The 23,983-nt window shown below is 40.2% G+C and carries 18 protein-coding genes and 1 pseudogene; 12 read left to right on the plus strand and 7 right to left on the minus strand.

What is annotated here, in order from left to right; translation table 11 throughout:
• Positions 1-130 precede the first annotated feature (130 nt).
• Both QZ562_RS10195 and QZ562_RS10200 read right to left on the minus strand, forming a co-directional pair.
• A complete protein-coding gene (locus tag QZ562_RS10195; protein ID WP_293759566.1) occupies positions 131-2,779 on the minus strand; it encodes a VolA/Pla-1 family phospholipase in 2,649 nt (882 codons plus the stop codon).
• Positions 2,780-3,091: 312 nt separating this feature from the next.
• Entirely contained in the window at positions 3,092-3,301 is a 210-nt protein-coding gene (locus QZ562_RS10200) for a hypothetical protein (RefSeq protein WP_293759568.1), read from the minus strand.
• A 767-nt stretch (positions 3,302-4,068) separates the two neighbouring features.
• Here QZ562_RS10200 and QZ562_RS10205 point away from each other — a divergent pair.
• Positions 4,069-5,175, plus strand: a complete 1,107-nt coding sequence (locus tag QZ562_RS10205; protein ID WP_293759570.1) for an MBL fold metallo-hydrolase — start codon at positions 4,069-4,071, stop codon at positions 5,173-5,175.
• Positions 5,176-5,271: 96 nt separating this feature from the next.
• Positions 5,272-5,511, plus strand: coding sequence for a CDGSH iron-sulfur domain-containing protein (locus tag QZ562_RS10210; RefSeq protein WP_293759572.1), 240 nt, complete (start codon positions 5,272-5,274; stop codon positions 5,509-5,511).
• 391 nt (positions 5,512-5,902) lie between these two features.
• Here the strand turns inward: QZ562_RS10210 and QZ562_RS10215 are convergent, their stop codons facing one another.
• The gene (locus tag QZ562_RS10215) at positions 5,903-6,907 is read right to left on the minus strand and encodes an AraC family transcriptional regulator (protein ID WP_293759574.1); all 1,005 of its coding nucleotides are present in this window, start codon (positions 6,905-6,907) and stop codon (positions 5,903-5,905) included.
• A 96-nt stretch (positions 6,908-7,003) separates the two neighbouring features.
• Between QZ562_RS10215 and QZ562_RS10220 the strand changes: the two genes are divergently transcribed.
• The 9 genes from QZ562_RS10220 (at position 7,004) to QZ562_RS10260 (ending at position 15,763) form a co-directional block, all read left to right on the plus strand.
• On the plus strand, positions 7,004-7,462 hold the full coding sequence (locus QZ562_RS10220; protein WP_293759576.1) for an SRPBCC family protein: 459 nt from the start codon (positions 7,004-7,006) through the stop codon (positions 7,460-7,462).
• Entirely contained in the window at positions 7,459-8,280 is an 822-nt protein-coding gene (locus QZ562_RS10225) for a sterol desaturase family protein (RefSeq protein ID WP_293759578.1), read from the plus strand. Before QZ562_RS10220 ends, QZ562_RS10225 begins: the two co-directional genes overlap by 4 nt.
• A 278-nt stretch (positions 8,281-8,558) precedes the next feature.
• Entirely contained in the window at positions 8,559-8,711 is a 153-nt protein-coding gene (locus QZ562_RS10230) for a hypothetical protein (RefSeq protein WP_293759580.1), read from the plus strand.
• A gap of 248 nt (positions 8,712-8,959) precedes the next feature.
• Positions 8,960-9,457 (plus strand): GNAT family N-acetyltransferase, encoded by a 498-nt coding sequence (locus QZ562_RS10235; RefSeq protein WP_293759582.1) that lies wholly within the window; start codon positions 8,960-8,962, stop codon positions 9,455-9,457.
• A gap of 538 nt (positions 9,458-9,995) precedes the next feature.
• Positions 9,996-10,334, plus strand: coding sequence for a VTT domain-containing protein (locus QZ562_RS10240; protein ID WP_293759584.1), 339 nt, complete (start codon positions 9,996-9,998; stop codon positions 10,332-10,334).
• A gap of 34 nt (positions 10,335-10,368) precedes the next feature.
• Positions 10,369-11,187 (plus strand): 1-acyl-sn-glycerol-3-phosphate acyltransferase, encoded by an 819-nt coding sequence (locus QZ562_RS10245; RefSeq protein ID WP_293759586.1) that lies wholly within the window; start codon positions 10,369-10,371, stop codon positions 11,185-11,187.
• Positions 11,188-12,308: 1,121 nt separating this feature from the next.
• The gene (locus QZ562_RS10250) at positions 12,309-13,466 is read left to right on the plus strand and encodes an iron-containing alcohol dehydrogenase (RefSeq protein WP_293759588.1); all 1,158 of its coding nucleotides are present in this window, start codon (positions 12,309-12,311) and stop codon (positions 13,464-13,466) included.
• 23 nt (positions 13,467-13,489) lie between these two features.
• On the plus strand, positions 13,490-14,986 hold the full coding sequence (locus QZ562_RS10255) for a CoA-acylating methylmalonate-semialdehyde dehydrogenase (protein ID WP_293759590.1): 1,497 nt from the start codon (positions 13,490-13,492) through the stop codon (positions 14,984-14,986).
• 9 nt (positions 14,987-14,995) lie between these two features.
• On the plus strand, positions 14,996-15,763 hold the full coding sequence (locus tag QZ562_RS10260) for an IclR family transcriptional regulator (protein ID WP_293759592.1): 768 nt from the start codon (positions 14,996-14,998) through the stop codon (positions 15,761-15,763).
• Between the two features lie 363 nt (positions 15,764-16,126).
• Here QZ562_RS10260 and QZ562_RS10265 read toward each other — a convergent pair whose 3' ends face one another.
• Positions 16,127-16,771 (minus strand): YceI family protein, encoded by a 645-nt coding sequence (locus QZ562_RS10265; protein WP_293759594.1) that lies wholly within the window; start codon positions 16,769-16,771, stop codon positions 16,127-16,129.
• 752 nt (positions 16,772-17,523) lie between these two features.
• Positions 17,524-17,685, minus strand: coding sequence for a hypothetical protein (locus QZ562_RS10270; RefSeq protein ID WP_293759596.1), 162 nt, complete (start codon positions 17,683-17,685; stop codon positions 17,524-17,526).
• Between the two features lie 176 nt (positions 17,686-17,861).
• Here QZ562_RS10270 and QZ562_RS10275 point away from each other — a divergent pair, with 176 nt between their 5' ends.
• Positions 17,862-19,856, plus strand: a complete 1,995-nt coding sequence (locus tag QZ562_RS10275) for a tetratricopeptide repeat protein (RefSeq protein WP_293759598.1) — start codon at positions 17,862-17,864, stop codon at positions 19,854-19,856.
• A gap of 684 nt (positions 19,857-20,540) precedes the next feature.
• Here the strand turns inward: QZ562_RS10275 and QZ562_RS10280 are convergent.
• Together QZ562_RS10280 and QZ562_RS10285 are read right to left on the minus strand one after the other, a co-directional pair.
• Entirely contained in the window at positions 20,541-23,678 is a 3,138-nt protein-coding gene (locus QZ562_RS10280; RefSeq protein WP_293759600.1) for an efflux RND transporter permease subunit, read from the minus strand.
• Positions 23,671-23,983 (minus strand): annotated as a pseudogene (locus tag QZ562_RS10285) (efflux transporter periplasmic adaptor subunit); the annotation flags it as partial. The gene QZ562_RS10280 and the pseudogene QZ562_RS10285, both read right to left, overlap by 8 nt.

Raw genomic sequence — 23,983 nt, forward strand, 5'->3', positions numbered from 1 at the left:
GACTTATTATTGCTCATATAAAAACCTAATCTTATTTACTCCGATAAACTGTTTGTGCATAAGTGAGGATCAAAAATAAAAAAAGCCAAGTGGTTAACTTGGCTGTAATAAATTTAATTGATTACATTTGTTATTGCTCAACCACAATGCTGTCTGGCGCTATAACGATGCTTTGTCCATCACTAACAAAAAATGAAACGGCTTGAGCGTGCATTTCTTGAGTCACATCGGCGCTAACCGCTGGACTTAATAAAGAAAAGTGATCTCCAGCATTAAAATAAACGACACCACTGCCACTTGACGTTTGCGATACTTTTGGTAAGCCCATTAAATCGACAAGAGGTTGGCCTCCAGCTAATGGAAGTGAGGTCATTATTGGGTTAACTTGATCAGGTAGACCAACAGAGCCATCATCGTTCACACCGCCTCCAACCAGTAGCTGTACCAATACACCAGTGGTCTCACTTAAACTCTGCGCATAGTTTACCGGGTCAGCTGAATCGAGGACAGTTTGAGCAGCAAATCCAAAAGCAGAGAATGTCGCGTTAATAGCAGCTAATTGTTGTGTATTTATTGACTGTTCAAAAGCAGTAAAGGCTGGTCGTATTGCTTCTTCAAAAGATAAGCTATTAGCTGTTGCATATGTTGCTAAAAAGGAAGCAAATTCCTCGGATGATGCGGCTAACAAAGAACCTCTTACTAAAGGGCCAAAATCTGCTGATTCTAAAATAAACGACGGTACTCCCCCCGCTGGCACATTTAATGCGGCATTTGAAAAGGCATACATGCTGTCAAAAGCGGCTAATTCAGCACCTAAAGTTTCATTGGCAATAGCTAAAGCACCGGTGCCAGTGATAGAACCTAAACTATGGGATATAAAATGAACCTTAGATAAATCCAAGTCAACTAACCCTGTCGTGTCAATAATTGCGTTTAAAGACAATCTGAAAGCTAATATGTCAGCCATGCTTTGACGTGAGTTGTCTCTGGCAGTTAACAAACTAGAAAAGTTCAAGTAATCAGTAAGTGCCGGACTAGAGGCATTAACAACAGTACCATCATCTAATGTAAAACCACGTTCTCCATGCAATGGATGGTCTATGGAAGCAGTAGCAAAACCGCCTAGGGACAATGCAGCCGATAATGTTAAAACATTTTCTTTGCCACCGGTAATACCGTGCATAAACACCACTACTGGCCAACCACTTTCTGGCTTAGTTATGGCTGGGGTAGCCCCGCCATTTAAAGCCGACAAAACGGCAATAACAGACTCATTTGGTACAGTAAATTGAACAGAAACAGACTCAGTACCCGCTTCATTGTATGAAGTGGTCATATCATCTATCTGCCGTCCTTTCGCTTGGGGAATTGGATTTACTTTGGTTAAATTTCTAGGATCGTCCATACCTAGGCTAGTCAGATCTAAGTCATATAGCTGCCCTTGTGAAACCAACTGACAATAGTCATTATTTGCTCCCACTTGTTCAGCTAAAAGCAAGTTAGTGACGTTTTCCTCACCCAAAGCCTGCAATGTAGCACCACTTGTACAGGCGGCTTTCCACCAATCAGTTAACGGAGCAGTTGTACTCAAATAGTAAGGTAAATCCACATCGCCAGAAACGATACTGGTCACACAATATGGACCAGCAATTGCAAAGGTTTCAGAAGCGGTCTCGAACAAAGGGGAAGTACTGCCCGCCGTTATCGCAGCCATCAAACCTGAGCATGTATTTAAACCAACAGCAGTTAAAGCCGCTAAGTCAGTTGCAGGTAACAAGATAGGTGCCAATGCTTCAAATGCATTACCTGCAGAATCAGGCAATACTGTGTGAATGTTTGGCAAGTATTGAGAGGCAAAAGTTTTAGCTATTTGGTCTGCCGTTGCAAGAACGGCACCACTGGCCAATGCCTGTTCAAAAGCACCAGCGTATGCTTGAGCATAAGAGGCAATATTTATTTTCTTAACTGAAGCAACTACGTCACCCACAGACTGTGTAGAAAAATAAGCGGCATAAGAAATATCATTTGTTTCCAAACCTGCTGGTTGAAGCACATTAACAAGGGAGTTGACTAACCCTTGTAACTGCAACAAATCAGCTGAACCAAGAGGATTAGTATTAATATTTTGACGGGCTAGCTCCCAAGTAATTGAGCCTTTTACAATTCTACCGTCCGTTGCAGTCAAATCATTAGTAACAACCAACATATACCCCTGAGAAGACTTAAAAGGTTTAAGAGGTACCACTGATATTGCACCAGAACCCGGAGTATATGACGCCACAAAATCCACACCATATTGAACTTCTTCACCTAGGTCACATGGAACACCAGGTGCACCAATTTCAGCGGCTAAGGTTTGACAAACTGCAGAGTCTCCTTCTAACGCTTGAGTGGCCTCAAAGATCCTGATGGAACTTGCTGATACAGAGCTTGGGTCTATATCCATGCCTTCAGGCAAGGATACTCTTATAGAGAATGGGTACTGAGTTGACCAACCATCAAGTGCACTTAAGGCGTGTTGAGGGTTACCAGCATCGAATGTTTCTTCAGCTTCAGTATTTAAAGTGAAATCAAAAAAGTTTCCACTGGGTATCATCAAAAAATCGTTGGGGATGTTCAAATCGCCAGTTGCTGGATTGAACACCACACGCACATAGGGCTCTTCTAATACAACCTCTTCTGGCTCTTCAACTGTTGTAAGCTCTGGTGTGTTTCCACCTAAACAACCAGATAAACCCACAAGGATTATAATACTTAGACTTAGCAAACTTTTTTTCATTACTATTCCTTTATATATGTGATTTGTGATTGTTGCTATTAAACAATCACCCTTAAAATTTATTATTAATAAACATCCAAGTCATTCATGGCTTCCGCCTAAGCTAATAAATTCAATGTTCAAATTCGCTTCGATCTAACTATGCAAAATTATCAACGAAAAGAAAACAGTTAAGAGAAAAAATTTAGCCTTTAATCCATTGGATGTAACAATATTACAGGTGCAGCAACTCACTTTGAGTATGATGAAATATTCAGACTTAACGGCTACACATATGAGCTTGCGGACAACGCAGATGATGTAACCACTGTTTTAACCTACAACCCAGTTAGTCAGATTACTTCGATACAAAAAAAGAGTTCTGCCTTCGAGTATCAAGGTAACCAAAACTTGATAGGTAAGCATATAGTTAATAATCTCAATCAATATAAGGCGGTCAACAATAAATCCCTTAGCTTTGATGATAATGGCAATCTGACGAATTATGGGTTTAACACCTCCACGTTTGATGACGAAAACCATATTCTCACCGCTGGTAAATATTAAGACGCCGCCAGTTTTGAATATGATGCAGTGGGTAGACTGTTTTCTATGACGATGAACAGCACAACTACTTCATTTTCATATAATGGCAACGTGCTTATAGTTGAATACACAAGCAGTAATAACTTAGAAAAGCGCTATTTGCATAGTGTTGGTGAGAATGTGCCGATAATGAAGTATCACGTTAGCGTGATCAATAGCACTAAGTTAAGTACTGAAGTGAACATAACTGGAAATACTGTGGCTGGAATAACAATAGAATGAGTCAAAAGCGAAGCTGGAACGGACTATGCTGGAGATACTTCGTCTCGGGTTATAGGATCCACTGGTGGTAATGCTCAAAACGCAACTCTAAACAAAACGCAACTCTAAACAAAACGCAACTTTAAACAAAACGCAACTTGAAACAATGTGGTGAGTGACGTTACTAATAATTCAACGTTAGGTCAGATTGCGAACATTGGTGTTAAAGCTTACTCCGTGATAGTAAACACCGGTTTTATGTTAGTGAGATTGATGCCTAGTTGCTTTAAACTGCAATTGCAAGTTGCTCAGCGGCAGTCTTGAATCGTTTATAAAGTCGAAGTTAAGGATTGAAGTGCTCCCCTAATAAAAATATTATTTACATCTAAAATTCATATTTATAATGTGTACTACGGGATCCACATTATGAAATAATGATAGCCGAAAATTTAAAAATATGACCTTTCCAAATACTAATATGACTACATTTTTAGAGAGAGATAATGAAATACACGAATGTGTCTATTTGTATGATTTTAGTATTGGCTATCTTGTTTGCGTGTACCTCAACACCCTTTGAACATCCACAGTCAATTTCATCCAGTAATAAACCAACACATCACACTAGTAGTGGATATCAAAACTATCCGTTTGTGGAAACGGCGGCGCCTAAAGGCTTACTTTTCTATATCCGAAGGGTATGGAGCTCAGTATTTGTTCCTGATATTCCTGATGGACATACACTGTCTGAGTGGGAGTCGACTGAGCTTCTAAATTCAATTAAAAGCGACAGCATTACCTGGTTGGGGCATGCTAGTTTTCTCATAAGGGTCGCTAACAAAACGATTTTGACAGATCCCTTTTTGTCAAAATACGCCAGTCCGGTTTCATGGGCAGGACCAACAAGATTTGTTGAGTCACCGATCCCTATCAATAAATTGCCATTAATAGATATTGTGATTGTGTCACATAACCATTACGACCATTTGGATGATGAAACGGTTAGTAACCTGAAAAACAAAGATAATATTCATATAGTGGTGCCTTTAGGGCTTAAACCTTTTTTTATCGAGCGAGGATATACCAAGGTCACTGAGTTAGATTGGGGACAATCGGTATCTGTTGAAGGAATAGAAATGACTGCAGAACCCGCAGTACACGATTCTGCTCGAAGTATAGCTGATCATAATGAAACGTTATGGGCATCTTGGGTTATTAATAGTGCTCAAAAACGGATTTTTTTTATTGGCGATACAGGGTACTCAGACACCATATTTAAAAGTCTCGGTGATAAATATGGCTCGTTTGATTATGCTATTTTGCCCATAGGGGCTTATGAACCTAGGGAGTTGATGTGGATGTCACATACCACTCCCGAAGAAGCGGTTTCCATAGGAATAGATGTCCGAGCAAAGACTTTGATTGCTTCACACTGGGGAACAATCAGTAGTTTGTCAGACGAGCCAATATTTTCTCCTCCTATACGCTTTAAAAAGTCAGGAGATGGTAATGGTTTACTCGACAAAAATTTATGGACAATGAAAGTAGGCGAGACAAGGCCGCTGTTTTCAAACAATCTTTCTAACCATGCAAAGCAGCCATTAAATTAAAATCATCTCAGTTTGACTAAAAAGTAGCTAAAAACAGTACCCAATATGTGTCAGTATTCGTGGCGCTTGTTATTCAACAATTATGAGGATTCTATTATGAGTGAGGCAATTCGAGCATCTGATACGCCATATGCAGTAGACGTGGAGTCAGGTAAAAATTACTTTTGGTGTGCTTGTGGTAAAAGTGGGAAACAACCTTTTTGTGATGGTTCTCATGGTGGCACTGGTTTTACACCCGTGAAGTTCACCGCAACCGAATCCAAGAAAGTGTTTTTTTGTGGCTGTAAAGCGACGGCGTCCCAGCCAATGTGTGATGGTAGTCACAAGAAAATCTAACCCGATAAAACCCAAACTCGCTGGCTTGTATCTCGAACTAACATTTTGAAATTACAACCAACCCGTTTGGGTGAACATGGATACCATTATTCGTTATCTGTTATCTGTTATCTGTTATCTGTTCAATATCAAGTTTGTGCTTTTACAGCGGCTTATTGATATTTGATTTAATACAATAACATATCGGTATTGCTGGAATTGTTGACACAACAGGCTTGAATATAACGCTTAGTTTTAGCACCTTCATAGAATTTACTCATCACGCTTTGTTTATCACGCTTTATTTGTCACGCTTTGTTTATCACGCTTTGTTTATCACGCTTTGTTTATCACGCTTTGTTTATCACGCTTTGTTTATCACGCTTTGTTTATCACGCTAATTTAGAATGCTCTACAGCATGTATTTATGTTTCACATAATATAGTGGGCTATATCCATACCAGCGTTTAAATGCGCGATTAAATGAACTTTGATCATTAAAACCAAGCTTAATAGCAATCGTACTTAAAGCGTATTTCCCAATGTACAGCTGAAGGCGTCTTTTGCGTTCACTCTGAAGCAAATCAGCAAACGAGGTTTGTTCTCGTTTTAAGTGGCGCTGTAAAGTTCGAGAAGTCATGTTTAATGCGTTTGCGGTGCGTATTAAGTTGCAATCGTGCAAATCACTTTTTGCCATCAGTAAATGATTGATTTTTTCAGTTAATAATTGCTGACTCTGAAACCGCGATAATTGTTGCTCTGATACTTGTTTAAGTACAAGGTTTATTTGTGTGTTGTCAGTTTTAAAAGGTAGCGCCAAATAACTACTGGGAAATTCAATTTGATTATATTGGGCGTTAGTTTCAATTGGGCAATTAAACCAGTTAGCTAGTCTATTTTTTTCAGTATCAGACAAAGAAAAAGTAAAGTAAATTGTACTAGGCGATAACTGCGAGTTGAGCAATTGCCTAATTACACCGACCCAAGCGGTCATATTACGTAAGATAACCTGAGAGTTGCAGCTTGAATGAGGTAACCATCGAATAACAGCAATATCACTTTGCTGCTCAAACTGCGCCTTACCTATGTCTGCTACCAAACTATCATAATTAAGAAGGGCTGAAATTGCGCTTGCTAAGTTATTACTCGACTCTATTAAATACCCCAATACACCAAAATCAGCAGTACGAATTTGCTGGCCAAGTTTAAAGCCAAACAAGGGCTCATTTAAGGTATGTTGTGCATAATCCAGCAATGCATTATAGCTGGTTAAACTAATGCGAGGCGCAAGCTGTTGGGCTTGTTTATTACTGTACTCGTTAAAATTAATCGCCAACAAAACAACCTGACTGCTGAGTCCAAGTGTTTCAAGGTAATCAAGACAACTTGAAAAGTAATGATCGGCAAGTGTGCTCATTTGTCGCCTAAAGCTAAAAAATGGTCGCGTAAACGCAATCCTGCCACAGAATTTTTTTATATGCTAATTTAATGATTAATAGTTGCTGTTGTAAACATGATTTCAATAAGCTTAAAACAAATTCATGACGTAAGGCCTTCACAGGTCATAGATACCTTGCTTCAACATAAGCATTTAAATCGATTTTTTCATGCCACGTTTTCACTCTTAAAAACACAGGATGAAGCTGATATAAGTGTTGTCAATGGCTCTATCAGCCTAGTCAGTATGCTTGGCAGTCAATTTCAAAAGCAGATTATTACTGCAGAAAACTATTATGTTAGTTATCAAATAATGGGCAGAAAACCCGTTTCCCATCACAGTGGCGATATATATTTTTATACAGATAACCATATACCAAAGTTATTAACACCGCCGATAACTGAAGTTAGCTGCAACATAAGCCGTAAAGCGCCATGGTGGACACCTGATTTTGTAGTAATTTTTTTCGTTAAAAAATATATCTTTCAGGCACTTAGAAAATTAGCGATGTACTTCAAAGGTGATACTGAATGACAATAGAAATAATTTTAATTGTACTGAGTCCCATATTTTTTATGTTTATCAGTTATGAATTTGTTAAACATAGGCACTATTACGATATAAAGGATAGCTTGGCCAATACAGCACTAGCACTGATGCATCAAGGCGCAGAGGCAATTGCTCTACTGGTGTTAATGCCGTTTTTTTATTGGCTTTATGAGTATCGATTGTTTGATATAGACATTTCAGTCATCAGTATTTTTTTTGCTTTCATATTGCAAGATTTTTTATATTATTGGTTTCACAAAGCTTCGCACCACATTCATTGGTTATGGGCTGCACATATCGTGCATCATAGTTCTACAAAAATGAACTTTTCGACTGCATTTAGACAAAGCTTGATGTACCCCATTGCAGGTATGTGGGTGTTTTGGATGCCAATGATATTACTAGGCTTTGACCCCATCACTGTATTCTCGGTTGTGGCACTTAATTTGGCATATCAATTTTTTGTGCATACCCAAGCTGTGAATAAACTAGGCTGGTTTGAAAAAGTATTCAATACGCCATCGCATCACCGAGTTCATCATGCCATTAACAAAGGTTATTTAGATAAGAACTTTGCAGGGGTGCTTATAATTTGGGATAAATTGTTTGGTACTTATGCCGAGGAACAAGCATCAAAACCCTGTAAATACGGGATCATTGGTCAGTTAGATAGCAATAACCCAATTACCATTACTTTTCATCAATGGACTTATTTAGCTACAACTACCTTCAAAACAAAAGGGTTTAAAGCAAAGTTAAACGTGTTATTTAGTTACCCTACTAGTGCCTTAAAACATAAGTAGGCCTTTGTAGATGTTTAGCTATAAAAATGGTCAAAAGATAAGGTTCTGTTACCAATAAAGTGCATGCACATCTTGTTTAAACGCCTGCGTCTGCCAACCCCAACGATATTTAAGTTATTTATCTTGGCAGCAATTGGGTGCTATTAGCCTAGTATTGAGTGCGTCAACAACTGACAAAACTGCACTTATTAATCTCAAGAAACAATTTAGGTGTAAGTCTCTTGTATTTTTCATAATTACTTATATATTAAATTATGTTAATTATAACAGAGTGTTAGATGCAACAGAATGTCTTAAATATACTGGCAGATCTTGCTCTTGGTGCTCGTTTAAAACGTGTGTGTGAATGTGTTTTAGCCGACGCCTCGGATGTGTATCAAGAGTTTAGTATGAACATTAACCCCAAGTGGTTGCCTTTAATGGCCTTATAGTTCGAGCAAGCCACTTATATCTCATAAAGTAACTTACTATTGGATTAGGTGGAGCATGCTACTGTTGGTTACGAATATTGAACGGCAAAAGGCCGCAAGCAATTGAAACAAATGAAACTAGTTTGGAACGCGATTCAACAAGCAGCTGTGGATTTATGTACTGAGAATAACCATGATTTTTATCGCTTCATGCTGTTACTTGAAGAATCATTTTCAAGTCAATCACTGCTTCTCGGACGTGCCATTATATGAACCAGGCCGCAATGCAAAATGAAGTCGTCATTAGGTCGTTTGAACCAGCCCTCGCCCATCACTTTGAAATCATAAACAAAGAATGGATTGACGATATGTTTGTGTTAGAAACTATAGATAAACAAGTACTCGAAGATCCACAAAGCCATATAATAGATAAAGGGGGTAAAATATGGTTTGCTGGCCATCCCTCGCTAGGCATCGTGGGCACATGTGCATTTTGGTACAAAGGCGACAACAACTTTGAGTTGACCAAAATGGGTGTATTAAAATCAGCAAGAGGACTTAAAATAGGTGAGATATTGCTGCAACATGTGCTTAATGAAGCTCAGTCGTTAAGCATTAAAAAGCTGTTTTTACTTACCAATTCAAAATGTGAGTCCGCAATCCATTTATACGAAAAAAATGGCTTTGTTCACGACAAAACTATTATGAACGAATACGGGAAAAACTATCAACGTTGCAACGTTGCTATGTTGTATACCCGTCCATAACCCTCATAATTTCTTTCAATCGAATGAGTGTTTAGAACTTTAAGGTTGAGGTTGAGGTTGAGATTGAAATTGAAATTGAGATTGAAATTGAATGGAACATTTAATTTAACTAGCCCTTCAAGTCGGACTATCGTATCGTTTGTCAAAACAAGAATGACTCTCATGTATTCGTCAAGTGGAAAACACGTGATAACGTATCAGTGATGCCATATATGCCGAAGACTTCAAACTACTTAAAATTCGCGTTATTACTTTCTTACAATATTGTGAAACTGACAGTGGCCCACAATATTGGTTTCTGACCACTGAGTTAAGCAACACACGGTAAACCTACCTATGATGCCAAAATCCTTCTCAAAAACAGGTAAATAAAATCGAACAGTTCATAACATCGTGGTTACTCAAACACCAACAATATGCTTTGATAATTATTCCCCTGATAGCTTTTCTAGAATCATGTGTTGGAATAGGATTTTTTGTCTCCGGTGTTATTCTTTTATCGGCCTGTACAATTTTGTATGTTGAACAGATTGCTACCTTGTCCCAAATTCTTACGCTGGCTTTTTGCGGAGCTGTAGTTGGTGATCATAGCGGTTATTATTTAGGACGCTGGCTGGGTCCCCAGTTTTACGGCACCCGTTTTGCACAGAATCGTATTGAAATCTTAAAAAAAACAGAACTGCAAATAATAAAGTATGGCAGCTTCGCAATATTGTTTGGCCGACTAATCACAGCGATACGCAGTATCGTACCTCTATTAACTGGCGTTAGCGGTATGACACGTTTGAGATACTCAGCATTCGATGTGTTGGCTTGTGGGATTTGGACAGTGGGTCTTGGTCTGCTTATTGTTGGCATTGACAGAATCTGGAGTTGAATATGTTATTTTTAAACCTATTAAAAAAATCATTATGAAAAATTTAATAAGCTTTTCGTCATCACTGTGGGTAACTACTAACCTTTTAGTTGGCTTTGCTTTACTGCTGCCTATTTCGATAATCAGCTGGCTAATCCCATTGCCGGCTGTTTCTCGATACTGCACCTTTTTAGCAGATCGTATTTATCATATTGCAGTAACGTTAGATACTTTTTGGATGCAGAGGGTATTAGGCATTGAGTTAGTGATCAAAGGTAAAGCGAATACTCATCAAACGCCTGTAGTCATTTGTAATCACCAATCCTGGTTCGACATCCCGCTGGTACAGCATGTTATTTCTGGCAATGGGCCCATTATTAAATTTTTAGTCAAACGGGAAATCGTTTGGATACCTGTTATCGGTTGGATATGCATGGTGCTAAATTTTCCGAGGTTACGCCGCGGCAAAAAAAATAGCAAAGCCGAAAGTGATTTTTCAATTATTCAGAAGGCATCAAAAGGCCATGGTAAAGAAACTGGCGCGCTGCTCATTTTTCCAGAAGGGACACGCTTCTCTGAAGCGAAAAGAGTTAATCAAAAGGTGCCCTATCTCCATCTGCTAAAACCTAAAACGGGTGGTTTAAAAATGATAAAGCAATACGCAGATGCAGACATCAGTTTGGTTGATATAACCATTGATTATCACCAAAGAAATGTCCATATTTGGAATTGCCTTCGTGCTAATCCAGCAAAGATTACTATTACTCTTGAGCATTACAGTCTTGCAAAAATTGATGACATTGAAACTTGGTTGAATAACCGCTGGCTAGAAAAAGACAAACTACTGTCTGGTCAAAAATGTGACGCCGTCTGAGATTAGCTGCTGGCCTTAGCTTAACATGCCATATCTGAACAATATTTAAGCTCATAAAGTACTATTTTGTAAGCGCTGCCAATACTCAACTACTTGGCTATACTCCAAAATATTACCTGTTTAACATCCACATAAACCTGATAACTGATGAAAAATAACAGATAACAGATAGCAGATAGCAGCATAAACATATTTACGTTAGCTATGATATCGATGGGAAAGACTAAAGATAATAGCCGCTGTGCAGAACATCTTTTCGGGACACATAGTATTGACTTGAACAATCATCAATAGCGCGGCTACCGTCTTTTATAAAATAAAACAACGCTGTACAAAATGGTAAATACATTTATGAGAGGTATCGACTAAATTGACTTGGCTGTTGAGTGACTTGTAAATACCATGCACAACGTCTAAAACTGCGAAGCGCCAACCGGTAATCAGTACTGCCGTTTGTGGCACTTCATTGATTAGTTACTTTACCGTCTACTTTAATCTCTACTTTGCTTTATCCTTTATTTTGCTCTTTATTTTGCTTTTTATTTTGAGCTAATTTTTACCTTAGCCTTAACTCAATAAGGTCACCACACTTAAGTATGGACTTCGTAGCTCATCACTCGGCCTATGGTTTTCTGTGTCAATGCTTAACTCGGTACCTCTAGAGGTAAAACACGTGTCTCAGATTTTTGGTGGCCTGCTTACCTTACCATACAGAACAATTGCTCCCAGATTGCTTCAGTTTCGATACTCCGCAGATTTAGCTCGGCGCACTGGGTAAATCATTCATTAGCCTCAATAAATCTATTATGGGGTATGGATTTTTATCAATTAAATGCAGCATGTTCATAAAAGAGACAACATTTAGGGCTTGCACTCAGCTTTTATATGAATAACAATATGATTCGTATCGTTTTAAGCGAATAAATTATAACTAGTTAGCTGGAAATTTCAGTCGATGTCAGCAACATTAAGCGGCTTCTTAAGAAGCACCTACCCAATTATGACTTTTACCTCGGTAATAATAATTGTGGCCTTTGCACCTCGACACTTGTGAGTCCCTATGCAGGTAGTGGCAAAATCTCCACGCTTAATCAACTAATGTCTAAAACTGAGGAGTGACTATGTCGACACAAATAATCCTACCGCGCATTTTACAAGTGGGCGATGGTGCCAGTAAAGAAGCTGGCAGTATTCTCAAAAACCTTGGGTGCAAGCGGCCGTTAATCGTGACTGATCCGATGATGGTCAATCTTGGTTATGTAGCGCGCCTTCAAGAAAGCCTTAATGCGGTTTCTATTCACTCTGATATATTTCAAGATACTGTACCAGAACCAACCGTGAGTTCGATTCAAGCTGGAGTAGATAAAGTTCGTGACGGTAACTATGACAGTATTATTGCTATTGGCGGCGGCAGTCCCATTGATAGCGCCAAAGCCATCGCCATTTTAGGAAAATACGGCGGCGTAATGCGCGACTACAAATTTCCTCGCATAGTCAACGAACCAGGGCTGCCGATTATTGCTATTCCTACAACAGCGGGAACAGGTTCTGAATGTACTAAAGTCACCATTATTACCGATGAAACTAATGATGAAAAAATGCTCTGCGTTGGTATTGGCTTTATGCCCACCGCTGCTCTTGTGGATTATAGTCTGACCCTGACATTGCCAGCCCGCACCACAGCTGACACAGGTATTGATGCGCTAACCCATGCAATGGAAGCTTATGTCAGTAAAAAAGCCAGCCTTTACAGCGACAGCCAGGCTATTGCTGCGATGAAGCTTATTGCACCCAATCTTCGTAAATCTTTTCACGATGGCAGCGACCAAAAAGCTCGTGAAGAAATGATGCTTGGCGCAACTCTGGCAGGAGTCGCCTTTTCCAATGCTTCTGTGGCATTGGTGCATGGTATGTCTCGTCCTATAGGTGCTTTCTATCACGTACCTCATGGTCTTTCTAATGCTATGTTGCTGCCGATGGTAACCGAATACAGTATTCCATCAGCACCAGCACGTTATGCCGACTGTGCCAGGGCGATGGGTGTCGCCAGTGAAATAGATAATGATGAAGTTGCCAATAGCAAACTAATGGACGAACTCTATGCTATCAATAAGGAACTCCAAGTCCCGACTCCCGAACAGTTTGGTATTGATCGCGAGCACTTTTTTAACAACCTTCAGGTGATGGCTGAACAGGCATTGGCCTCCGGCTCACCTGGAAACAATCCACGTGTACCTAGTGCTGATGAGATTATCCAAATCTATCGTAAACTCTGGTAAAACAATTTTTTGAGGACAATATAATGATAACAGTAGGACATTTTATTAACGGTCAGATGACCAACGAAGGCGAGCGTACTCAGGATGTTTACAACCCTTCCACGGGTGAAGTTAGCAAACAGGTCGCACTAGCATCAAAAACCACCGTTGAACAAGCTATTTCAGCAGCCCAAGCGGCCTTTCCCGCATGGCGCAACACACCACCAATTAAACGTGCCCGAGTGATGTTTAAATTTAAAGATTTACTTGAGAAAAATGCCGAGAAAATCATTGCACTTATTGGTGAAGAGCATGGCAAAATAACCCATGATGCCGCTGGCGAGTTACAACGCGGCATTGAAAATGTCGAGTACGCCTGTGGTGCACCAGAGTTATTAAAAGGTGAGCACAGCAAAAACGTGGCACAAAATGTTGACTCTTGGAGTGAATTTCAACCACTGGGTGTTGTGGCCGGTATTACCCCGTTTAACTTCCCTGCGATGGTTCCCTTGTGGATGTATCCCATGGCAATAGTTTGCGGCAACTGTTTTATTTTGAAGCCTTCGGAGCGAGATCCAAGTTCAACCTTATTGATTGCATCATTGCTAAAAGAGGCGGGGCTGCCCGATGGTGTGATGAATGTGGTTAATGGTGACAAAGAAGCCGTTGATACCCTACTTAATGACGAGCGTATCAAAGCAGTGAGTTTTGTTGGCTCCACCCCAATTGCAGAATATATCTACACCACAGCCAGTGCCAATGGTAAACGCTGTCAAGCACTAGGTGGTGCAAAAAACCACGCTATTGTTATGCCAGATGCTGATATGGACAATGCCGTTGCTCAATTACTGGGCGCTGCTTTTGGTTCATCGGGCGAACGTTGTATGGCTTTATCAGTGGCTGTTGCAGTGGGCGATACAGCCGCAGATTTATTAGTTAGCAAGATGCAAGAAGCCATGAAATCATTAAAAATTGGCCCCTGCCATGACGCTGATAATGACTTTGGCCCAGTTATTACCAAGCAGCATCAGCACAAAGTATTTGGCTTTATTGATAGTGCTGAGCAGCAAGGGGCTAACATAGTAGTCGATGGCCGCAACCCAAGCATCAGTGGTTATGAAGATGGTTTCTATGTTGGTGGCACACTTATTGACGATGTGACCCCTGAGATGGACAGTTACAAAGCTGAAATATTTGGGCCCGTATTACAAGTCGTTCGCGTGGATACCATGCAAGCTGCTATGGACTTAATCAACGACCATGAATACGGTAATGGCACGTGTATCTTTACCCGTGACGGTGAAGCAGCGCGTTACTTCTCAGATAATATTCAGGTGGGGATGGTTGGTATTAATATACCTTTACCGGTGCCTGTGGCCTATCATAGCTTTGGTGGCTGGAAGCGATCTTTATTTGGTGATTTACATGCCTATGGACCAGATGCGGTGCGTTTTTATACCAAACGTAAAACCATCACTCAACGTTGGCCTTCGGCTGGTGTTCGAGAAGGTGCACTTTTTTCTATGCCAACCATGAGCTAAGTCACACAAATGAGCACAAGAGAAAAAGGCTCTGCAGTCAGCCGTGTTATGCAGATTATTGAGGCAGTTTGTAAGGCTGAGCGACCCATGTCGCCAGCCGACTTGGTCTGTCAGTTAAATATTCCTAAGCCTAGTATTCATCGTCTTCTCAACCAGCTCGAAGGCGATGGTTTTGTGCAAACCAACATGCGGGGTCTCATCATTCCCGGCGCCAAGATGCACAGTATTGCTTGGGGCATTTTACACAGCGAGCGATTTAGCGCTGTGCGCCGCGCTATATTACAGCAGCTTACAAAAGAAATTGGTGAGACTTGTGGCATTGCCGTCCCTAGCGGTTCTGAGATGGTTTATTACGACCGAGTACAAGCCGATTGGCCACTGCAGGTCAATCTTCAGGTCGGCAGTCATACACCCAGTTGGTGCACTGCCAGCGGTAAGTTATATCTAAGCTCGTTACCTAAAGATAGATGCCAGAGTATTATTAATAAGCTAGCCCTGACTCAGTACACCAGAAATACAATCGTTGATACTGATAAACTCGAAACACAGCTGCAGCGTATAAAATTAACCAGCGTTGGTACAGATAATGAAGAATTCATTGATGGTATGGTCGCCATCGCTGTGCCGATAACAGACAAAAGCGGTAAGCTCTGCGCGTGCTTGTTTACTCATGCGCCGGTGATCCGTAAAAGCTTCGATGAACTCAGTGGTTATACTGACGTTTTACAACGCGCTGCAGCTTACCTCGGTCAAATGATCGACGACGCTGAGCAATAGTTTTACACGTTACAGGTTCCCCAGAAGTCATGGTGCAAATTGATGTTGGTCGGCCCATGAACGGGACGCGCGAACAACCATTTCATTCATTGGCACCACACGTATACTGGGAGCATTTTTTTGGAACTCAGTCGCATAAAGCAATGAATTCCTAATCATCAACGTTTGAGTATTAATTGATTGATCGGGTTAGGTGAAAACAAGGTGTTAAGGTAACTTTCGCCACTTACTCTCAACCTGCGGCTTCCTTATTTTCTTACCCACCGTACCCTTTAATCCTAAAACCCATACATTAACCATAGCTTGAAAAAATCGTTAATATCACATTGTTTGTCTAAAAGCTCAGCTCCAGAGCCTTCTATCTTATTGACGCTGGAATTCACTATGGATCTCGATGTCTACCTCGTCACCCACCACTGGAATAAACTTTTTCAAACCAAAATTAGAGCGTTTAAAACGTAAATTGGCAGTAAAGCCAAGGGTATACTGCCGAGTCAGAGGATTATTGGCAGCACCATTTAATTTCGCCATCATGGTCACTTCCTTTGTGGTACCTAAAAAAGTGAGTTCGCCTCGCACCAGTAACTGTTCATCATCAGTTTTTTTAACAGCTAAACTACGAAATACGGCTTGAGGAAACCGCTGAGAATCGAGCCATGCAGTACCACCAAGTTTTGTTGCAAACTCGGGGTTATTCACGTCGATGCTACGCATATCTATTATCGCTTCAATGCGCGAGTTTTCAATATTATTAGGATCAAAATCCAGGCTGACATCAAACTCATTAAAGCGCCCCACATAGCTTGAGAATCCCATGTGATTAATTTTAAATAATAATGCAGCGTGGTCTTTGTCAAGCTTGTATTCACCAGCTTGTATTTCAACAATGTCTTGATTTAAGGTCGGTTGCAGCCAACTCACACAAGAACTTGTTAGAAAAAGTATAGAGATAAGTAGCCATGCTCGACAAGATTCATAATCTTGCTGTTTTTGATTTGAATGTTTCAATCGATAAAATACCTCAAGCGTTAATATATTGTACTTTTCTAACGAATAGTCCTGATTTCCAGCCCTAAATTAATGCATCTAAAAATTATATCTTAGTCAGAGGATTTAAGAGACTCAAAAAAGTATCTGAACGTCTAGAAAAACCACAAGGAATAATATTATACACTATCCCATTTTCACAATATGCCGCCGCAAACTTAGATGTTAGTTCAACCTTTGTAAGAGGTAATAAAGTTAGCTGTATCGACTTAGTAAAATTCAGATAATCTGCTTTTTAAGCATCACTGCATAACGGAAACACTTGTCACGATCAGCGTTGTGATCGAAAGAAAACATTCTTAATACCAATAAATCATCTCAATTGATTTGAGCAAAATAAAATCAATTCATACTTTGTGTATTTAACAGTCATCGATTTTATTAGACTTACGTTGGTTAAACTGAATATTGTGGAGACTTGATGGTTAAACAAAGCAAACTTAGGTGTGGTTTTCACCGTGTTTTATATTTGTAAGAAATCGGTGGTTCAATCTTAAGCGCAGGTTGAATTCCATAATAACGCAGAGTACTATCCACCGGATTAAGACTAACATTTTCTTGGAAAACATGTAGCCACTACAATATCGTTATTTGGCATTTGTGATTTTTAATTAGCGGTGTTTAACAAATGAGAACTCATTTTATAACTTATTAAGAAGGGAGCAAAAGTAAACACACAATAATTGCGTATTTACTTTGTATATTATTACACATTATCGACGAGTATCGGGTCTGCCTGGAAGAGTGTGACGCACAACTTCGCGGATATTAAGATCATCTGAAGAACTTTCTGCAGGCTCTGTGTTTTCAGTTTGGTTATCTTCCTGATTACTACTTACGGACTCATTATCGTTGCTGTTGTCTGATTCTGACATGACCAATTCACTTTGTGGTTATACTGAAAATTGAGTATATACTCATAACAGTTAAAACACTATATTGTGTTTTTATCTTATTACATGGGTATTGAATGTAATAATATCAGGGAGTGACACCTATCTTATCGCGCTTTTTTAGCCAATTAATTTCCGAAGTTCGTCGGCGAGAAATCGTGTCTGTGGTAATCACTTACGCCGTAGTTGGCTGGTTAGTGTTGCAGGTGGCAGAGCTAACTTTTGAACCTTTAGGACTGCCAAAGGGTGGCGTACGCTTACTCATTATTATTTCTATATCTGGGTTCCCAGCAGTAGTGTTTTTAGGTTGGATACTCGATATTAAGTCCCACGGAGTCATGTTCGATTTACCTTTGTGGCAAGTAGAAGGCGCGGTCACTCAAAAACAGAAAAAAGCCAGTAGACCACTGGCATTGTTCTTATGTTTACTTGTCATTTTGGTAACATGGGGCTTTGCGATATTTTTGAATGATAGAATTCAACCTGCAGCTACCGAAACAGCTTCGCTGGAATCTGAATCTGAATCAAAAAATGATGTAAATATAACGGACTTTCCTGCCAATTCAATTGCAGTCTTGGCATTTGAAAATTTCGATGGTCAACCAGAATCTAATTATTTTGCTGATGGACTAGCAGAAGAAATCTTAAACCATTTATCAAGTATTCGTGAACTTAATGTAGCTGCCCGCTCTTCCTCATTCAGATTTCGGGGTGAACGAGTCGATATTCGTGAGGTTGCACAATTATTAAACGTTGGACATGTGCTCGAAGGTAGTGTCAGACGAGAAGGTAATCGAATACGTATTAGTGCTCAATTAATAGATGGTAAAGAAGGATTTAACGCTTGGAGTAAATCTTACGATCGCAACCTTGATGATGTTTTTGCAATTCAAAAAGAAATTGCATCTTCGGTTGTAAATGAATTAAAGATAGCCCTGTCGGTTGATTCACAAAATCGATTACAGCAAACACAATCAGAAAATATTGATGCCTACATTTTTTATTTGCAAGGATTAGAAAAGCTACGTAGTTCGCAAGATGCGGAGCGTATTGGCACCGCTAACAAACTATTTAATCAAGCATTGTCTGTAGATTCTTCTTTTTCGCGGGCATATGCGGGAATATGCGAAGCAAACTTGGCACTGTATGTCATTACAAATGGTATTGACGATTTTACCAATGCTGAAGTAGCCTGCGAAAAAGCTCAAAACCTCAATCTTGATAGCAATAGTGATGTTAAGGTTGCTTTAAGTCGATTATATCGCGTTAGTGGCTCGTATCAAAAAGCACAAGAAATTTTGCTTGAAGCTATCGCAATATCTCCTAACGACGTTGATGCATACATCGAACTTGGGGAAGTATACTCAGCCAAAGAGGAATTTGATGAAGCTGAGATTGCTTTTTTACGTGCAATAGATTTAAAGCGTAACTACTGGAAAGCCTATGAAGCATTAGCTAATTTTTATTACACAAAAAAACAATATAATAATTCTGCAAACACGTATGAAATTGTTTCGCGACTTACACCTGATTCATCTAAAGGCTTTCTCGGTAAAGGGTCAGCGTATTGGATGCTGGGGGATACTAAAAAAGCCCTGCAAGCATACGAGCGTTCACTAGAATTAAATCCTTCTAGGCAAGCCTATACCAATTTAGGTATGTTTTACTATTATGCGGCGCAATTTGAACAAGCCGTGGATATGCAGACAAAAGCGTTAGGATTTGCAAAAACGGACCATAGAATTTGGGGGCGTTTGGCTGAAAGTTATCGTTTTATTCCCGGGCAGGAGTCAGAGTCACAGTATGCTTATAAGCGTGCAGCTGAACTAGCACGTGATAATTTACAAGTTAATAAAGAAGATTGGCATACCCGGGCGATATTAGGCTTATATTTAGTGCATTTAGATAAGCAAGCAGAAGGAATGAAATTACTGGAGCAAGCGATTGAACAATCGCGACGAAATCCTGAAATCCTCTATTTTAAAGCCTTAGCCTTACTCCAAGAAGATGATACAGAGCGAGCGGTGTCACTACTTCAAGAGGCAGTGACACTAGAACAAAACTACCAGCAATTTATTGTTTTAGACCCCGATTTGAAACGCTTACAAAACGATCCTCGTTTTATGTCTTTGATGCCTAACTCCAGCCTGTAAGAATAAATCCATTGATGAATATCAAATACGAGTTGTTATAAATCATTGACTTTACTCTTTATCATTCTAATTAAAGCGACCCCCGTTTTTAATTACTCATTTGACATAGTATGAGAAAAGTTGATATACAAATTTAGTAGGTATTGACGCATAAAATGAGACTGATGTCTGATTTGCCTCTAGGCCATATGAAAGCGTTAAAAATGATTGATTATATGGCACGAGTCGACAATAGGACGTAAATGCAGAGGTGATATCAATCCCGATATCATATGTTTATAATTGATTCAGTAGGTTTTACACTCTAATTTTCTGCCACCAATCAAATTAAGTGTTTTCAGACAGGCTAGTATTGAATGGGCTTTACGTAACAACTTTTCAACGAAAATAAATTATTCAAGCTAGCTAGACAGCACATTTATCTAGGCTTTAACGTACCAAAGCAACACAAACAACAGCTTAAAGTAACAGTAGCGTTGGTCACAAAATAACGGTCGATGATAATTTTTTTCGAACTAATCTTGGCCGATTTGAGTCTGCCACTTACAGTCAAAATTTATACCAAATAAATAAAACGTTAAGTACAGACTCGTGTGGTGAAAATTCTGTCGAAAATATGCTTAAAAAGCATTAACAAGTTCCGTTAAAGCTAAAAGAGCAATTAAGCGTTTGGCAGACCCATCATCATGCGCTTTCCACTTCTATGACCCCTTCACCATTAGAGCCTTTAGCGTTTTTATCTTTTGAGTGATTTGACGCTAAAACCATGTACACGCTCGGCAATACCAAAAGTGTGAACATAGTGCCAACTAACATGCCTGCGACTAAAATTATGCCGATACTGTTTCTGGCTTCAGCCCCTGCGCCTGTTACAAGTACCAAGGGGAAATGCCCAAGTACTGTAGCAGCCGTTGTCATTAATACGGGGCGTAATCTTGTTTGTGCGGCAAGCTGAATAGCTTCAATCTTTGCATACCCTTGTATCTGCATATGATTAGCAAATTCCACGATCAGAATGCCATTTTTAGCTATTAACCCCACCAGTGTAATAAAGCCCACTTGAGAGTAAATATTGATAGTGGTGAAGTCTAGAAACGTAAACATCATCGCCCCTGCCAGTGCTAACGGCACTGAGCCAAGCAACACCACAAGAGGGTCGCGAAAACTATTAAATTGGATTGCCAAGACCAAAAACACAAACACCAAAGCCACCAGTAACACACCTTCGAGTGAGTTGCCCTCTAAGCGAATTTGCCGAGACTCACCCGCATAGTCAATATTATAATCAGTGGGTAATAGTTCGGCCGCAGCTTGTTCTAACGCACCCAACCCTTGCTCTTTGGTTGTACCTGGGATTACCTCACCATAAATACGGAAGGCGTTTTTCTGCTGGAACTTGACTAACACTCTGGGCGCCACTTCGGTTTCAAGCTTGGCGATGGAACGGATAGCAACAAGGGCACCGCTTGGTGTACGAATTTGTAAGTCTAATATGGCATCAGGATTCACTCTTTGATCTTCATCTATCATGGGAATAACACGATAAGCGCGACCGTCTTTGTTAAAACGATTCACGAAATTGCCTGATAACATTACATCTAGCTGTCGGCTGACACTTGCCAAGTCCATGCCTAGGTCTGCTATTCGTTGGCGATCTAATAAAAATCGAGCTTGTGGCAAGTCAATTTTTAAGTCTGTTTCAGCAAATAAAAACTTACCACTGGCCATAGCCGCAGCCACCATTTTGTCAGCATAAACTTTCATGTCTGCGTAGGGTTCAGTACTTAACACTGCCATTTCAACAGAAAAATTACCAGATGTGGGCAAAGCAGAGTCCAATACCGGAAAAGCCTTTAAACCGGGTACTGATGACAATGCACCAAAAGCCTTCCAAAATATCTCTTGGACACTTTCTTTTCTCTCTTCTAATGGCACAAATTCAACCCCACCAAAAGCACCAACAGGATTAATAATTTGCCACATAAACTGACTACCTTCGAGTTGATTCATCACGTCTACCACTTCGTCCATATGTTGTGTGGTATATTGCAAAGATGACTCGGGCGCTGCTTCGACAATGACGGTGATACTTGATTGGTCTTCAGTGGGCGCCAGTTCTTTGAGCGACAGCAGATAAAAAGGCACACTTAACAAAGCCAGAAACACTGCTCCAGTTAATACTTGTGCTTTAAAATCAATAGTACGTAATAACAATTTACCATACCAAAGTTGCAAACGTGCAAAACCTGCATTTATTTTCAGAGTGAACTTGCCTTCTTTACCGCCTTCAGGACAGGCATAGGCGCTCATAATGGGTGACAACGTTACCGCCACAAAACCTGAAATCAATACGGCAATTGCGAGGGTAAAAGCAAACTCTTTAAACAAAGCACCTGTTAGCCCAGACAATAGACCTATAGGAGCATAAACAGCAGCTAAAGTGATGGTCATGCTGATAATCGGTGCTAATAATTGTCGTGAACTGATCAGCGCAGCTTGCATCCTACTCATGCCACTGCGCATATAACGCGCGACATTCTCTACTACCACTATTGCATCGTCAACCACCAGCCCCACCGATAATACTATGGCTAAGACGGTCAATAAGTTAAGTGTAAACCCCATTAGGGTCATGGCCGCCACTGCGCCCAAAATCGAAATAGGAATAGTAATGAGTGGTACCAGAGCAGTACGAAAAGATCCCATCATTACCACTACCACAATGCCTACCAAAACGATGGTTTCAGCAAGGGTAATGAAGATTTCTTTGAGAGCATTACGCATATACAGCGTGCCATCAAAACCGCTGGTAATAGACAGTCCTTTAGGCAACGTTTGATTGATAATCTCAAGCTTTTTGTACAACCTATCGCCAATATCAATCTCATTAGCACCAGGTAGAGGCCACACAGAAATAAAAACATTGGTCTTTTTGTCTAAACGTGCGGTTACTTGACCTTCTACCTCGCCCAATTCTACTTTGGCGATATCGCTAATACGAATTTGTGCGCCATTCTCCTCACGCACAATAAGTTGGTTAAACGCGTCGACGTTGGTCAAAGAGCTGTCGGTCATTAAAGCAATACGCTGCTGATTGTTCTCACTTGCGCCCATGGTGGCGATGAGGTTGTTACTTCGCAATGCATTGGCTACATCATCAGCGGCAACATTAAATGCTGCCATTTTTTTAGTATCTAACCATATTCGCATAGCTGGCGAACGGCTGCCTTCAAGTCCAACTCTTTGCACGCCAATAATAGTGGATAAGTTTGGTACCACTCGCCTAGATAAAAAATCGGTCACTTCCAAGCGCGACATTCCGGCATTTTCTTCATCGTATTCAACGTTTAAATAAAACACCGCAAAAGGTCTGTCTGCTCTGACAACTTGCACCGAAGGATCTTCAGCACCTTCAGGTAACTCGAAGCGAATTTGATCAAGTCGTGAGGACAGTTCGGCCAATGCATCTGTGCTGTCTTCATTTAACTTTAACCAGACGTTAACGGTACTTAGACCTAGAGTAGTATTAGAATCGATATAATCCACTCCGGGCACGGACGCAGCTGCTCTCTCGATTGGTTCGGTGATAAAGCCTTGCACTACGTCAGCGGAAGCGCCAATGTAAGGGGTCGTAATTTTTAATGAAGCACTAGCGATTTTAGGAAATTGCAAAACTGGTAAGTCAACTGAGGCGCGGATACCTACCAACACTAATACTAAGGAGAGAACAATAGCCACAACAGGACGGCGACAAAACACATCCATAATAGAGGGTTTTGTGTCTTCCTCGCTAATCAGTAATTCACCCTGGGTCTTATTCATCAAGAGCGTTTCCTGCAACAGAAGCGGCCACGTTAACCAATAAACCTTCACGTAATTTGGATGATCCTATAGAGGCAATAGTCTGACCAATGTTAAGGCCAGAGGTGACAATTGTAGTTTTGTTGTCGTTAGCTCGTACTTCTATACTCTGACGGGTTGCACGCCAGTCTGCATTATTATCTTTATTTAAAATAAAAACATAGCTGCCAAACGCATCATAACGCACCGCTACACTAGGAATTCTCACTACACTGAGATTATTGCCAACCGAGAGTTGTACTTCAATTAAGGCGCCTGGTTTAATC

It is taken from the genome of uncultured Paraglaciecola sp. (assembly GCF_913058035.1).
Taxonomy (GTDB): Bacteria; Pseudomonadota; Gammaproteobacteria; order Enterobacterales; family Alteromonadaceae; genus Paraglaciecola.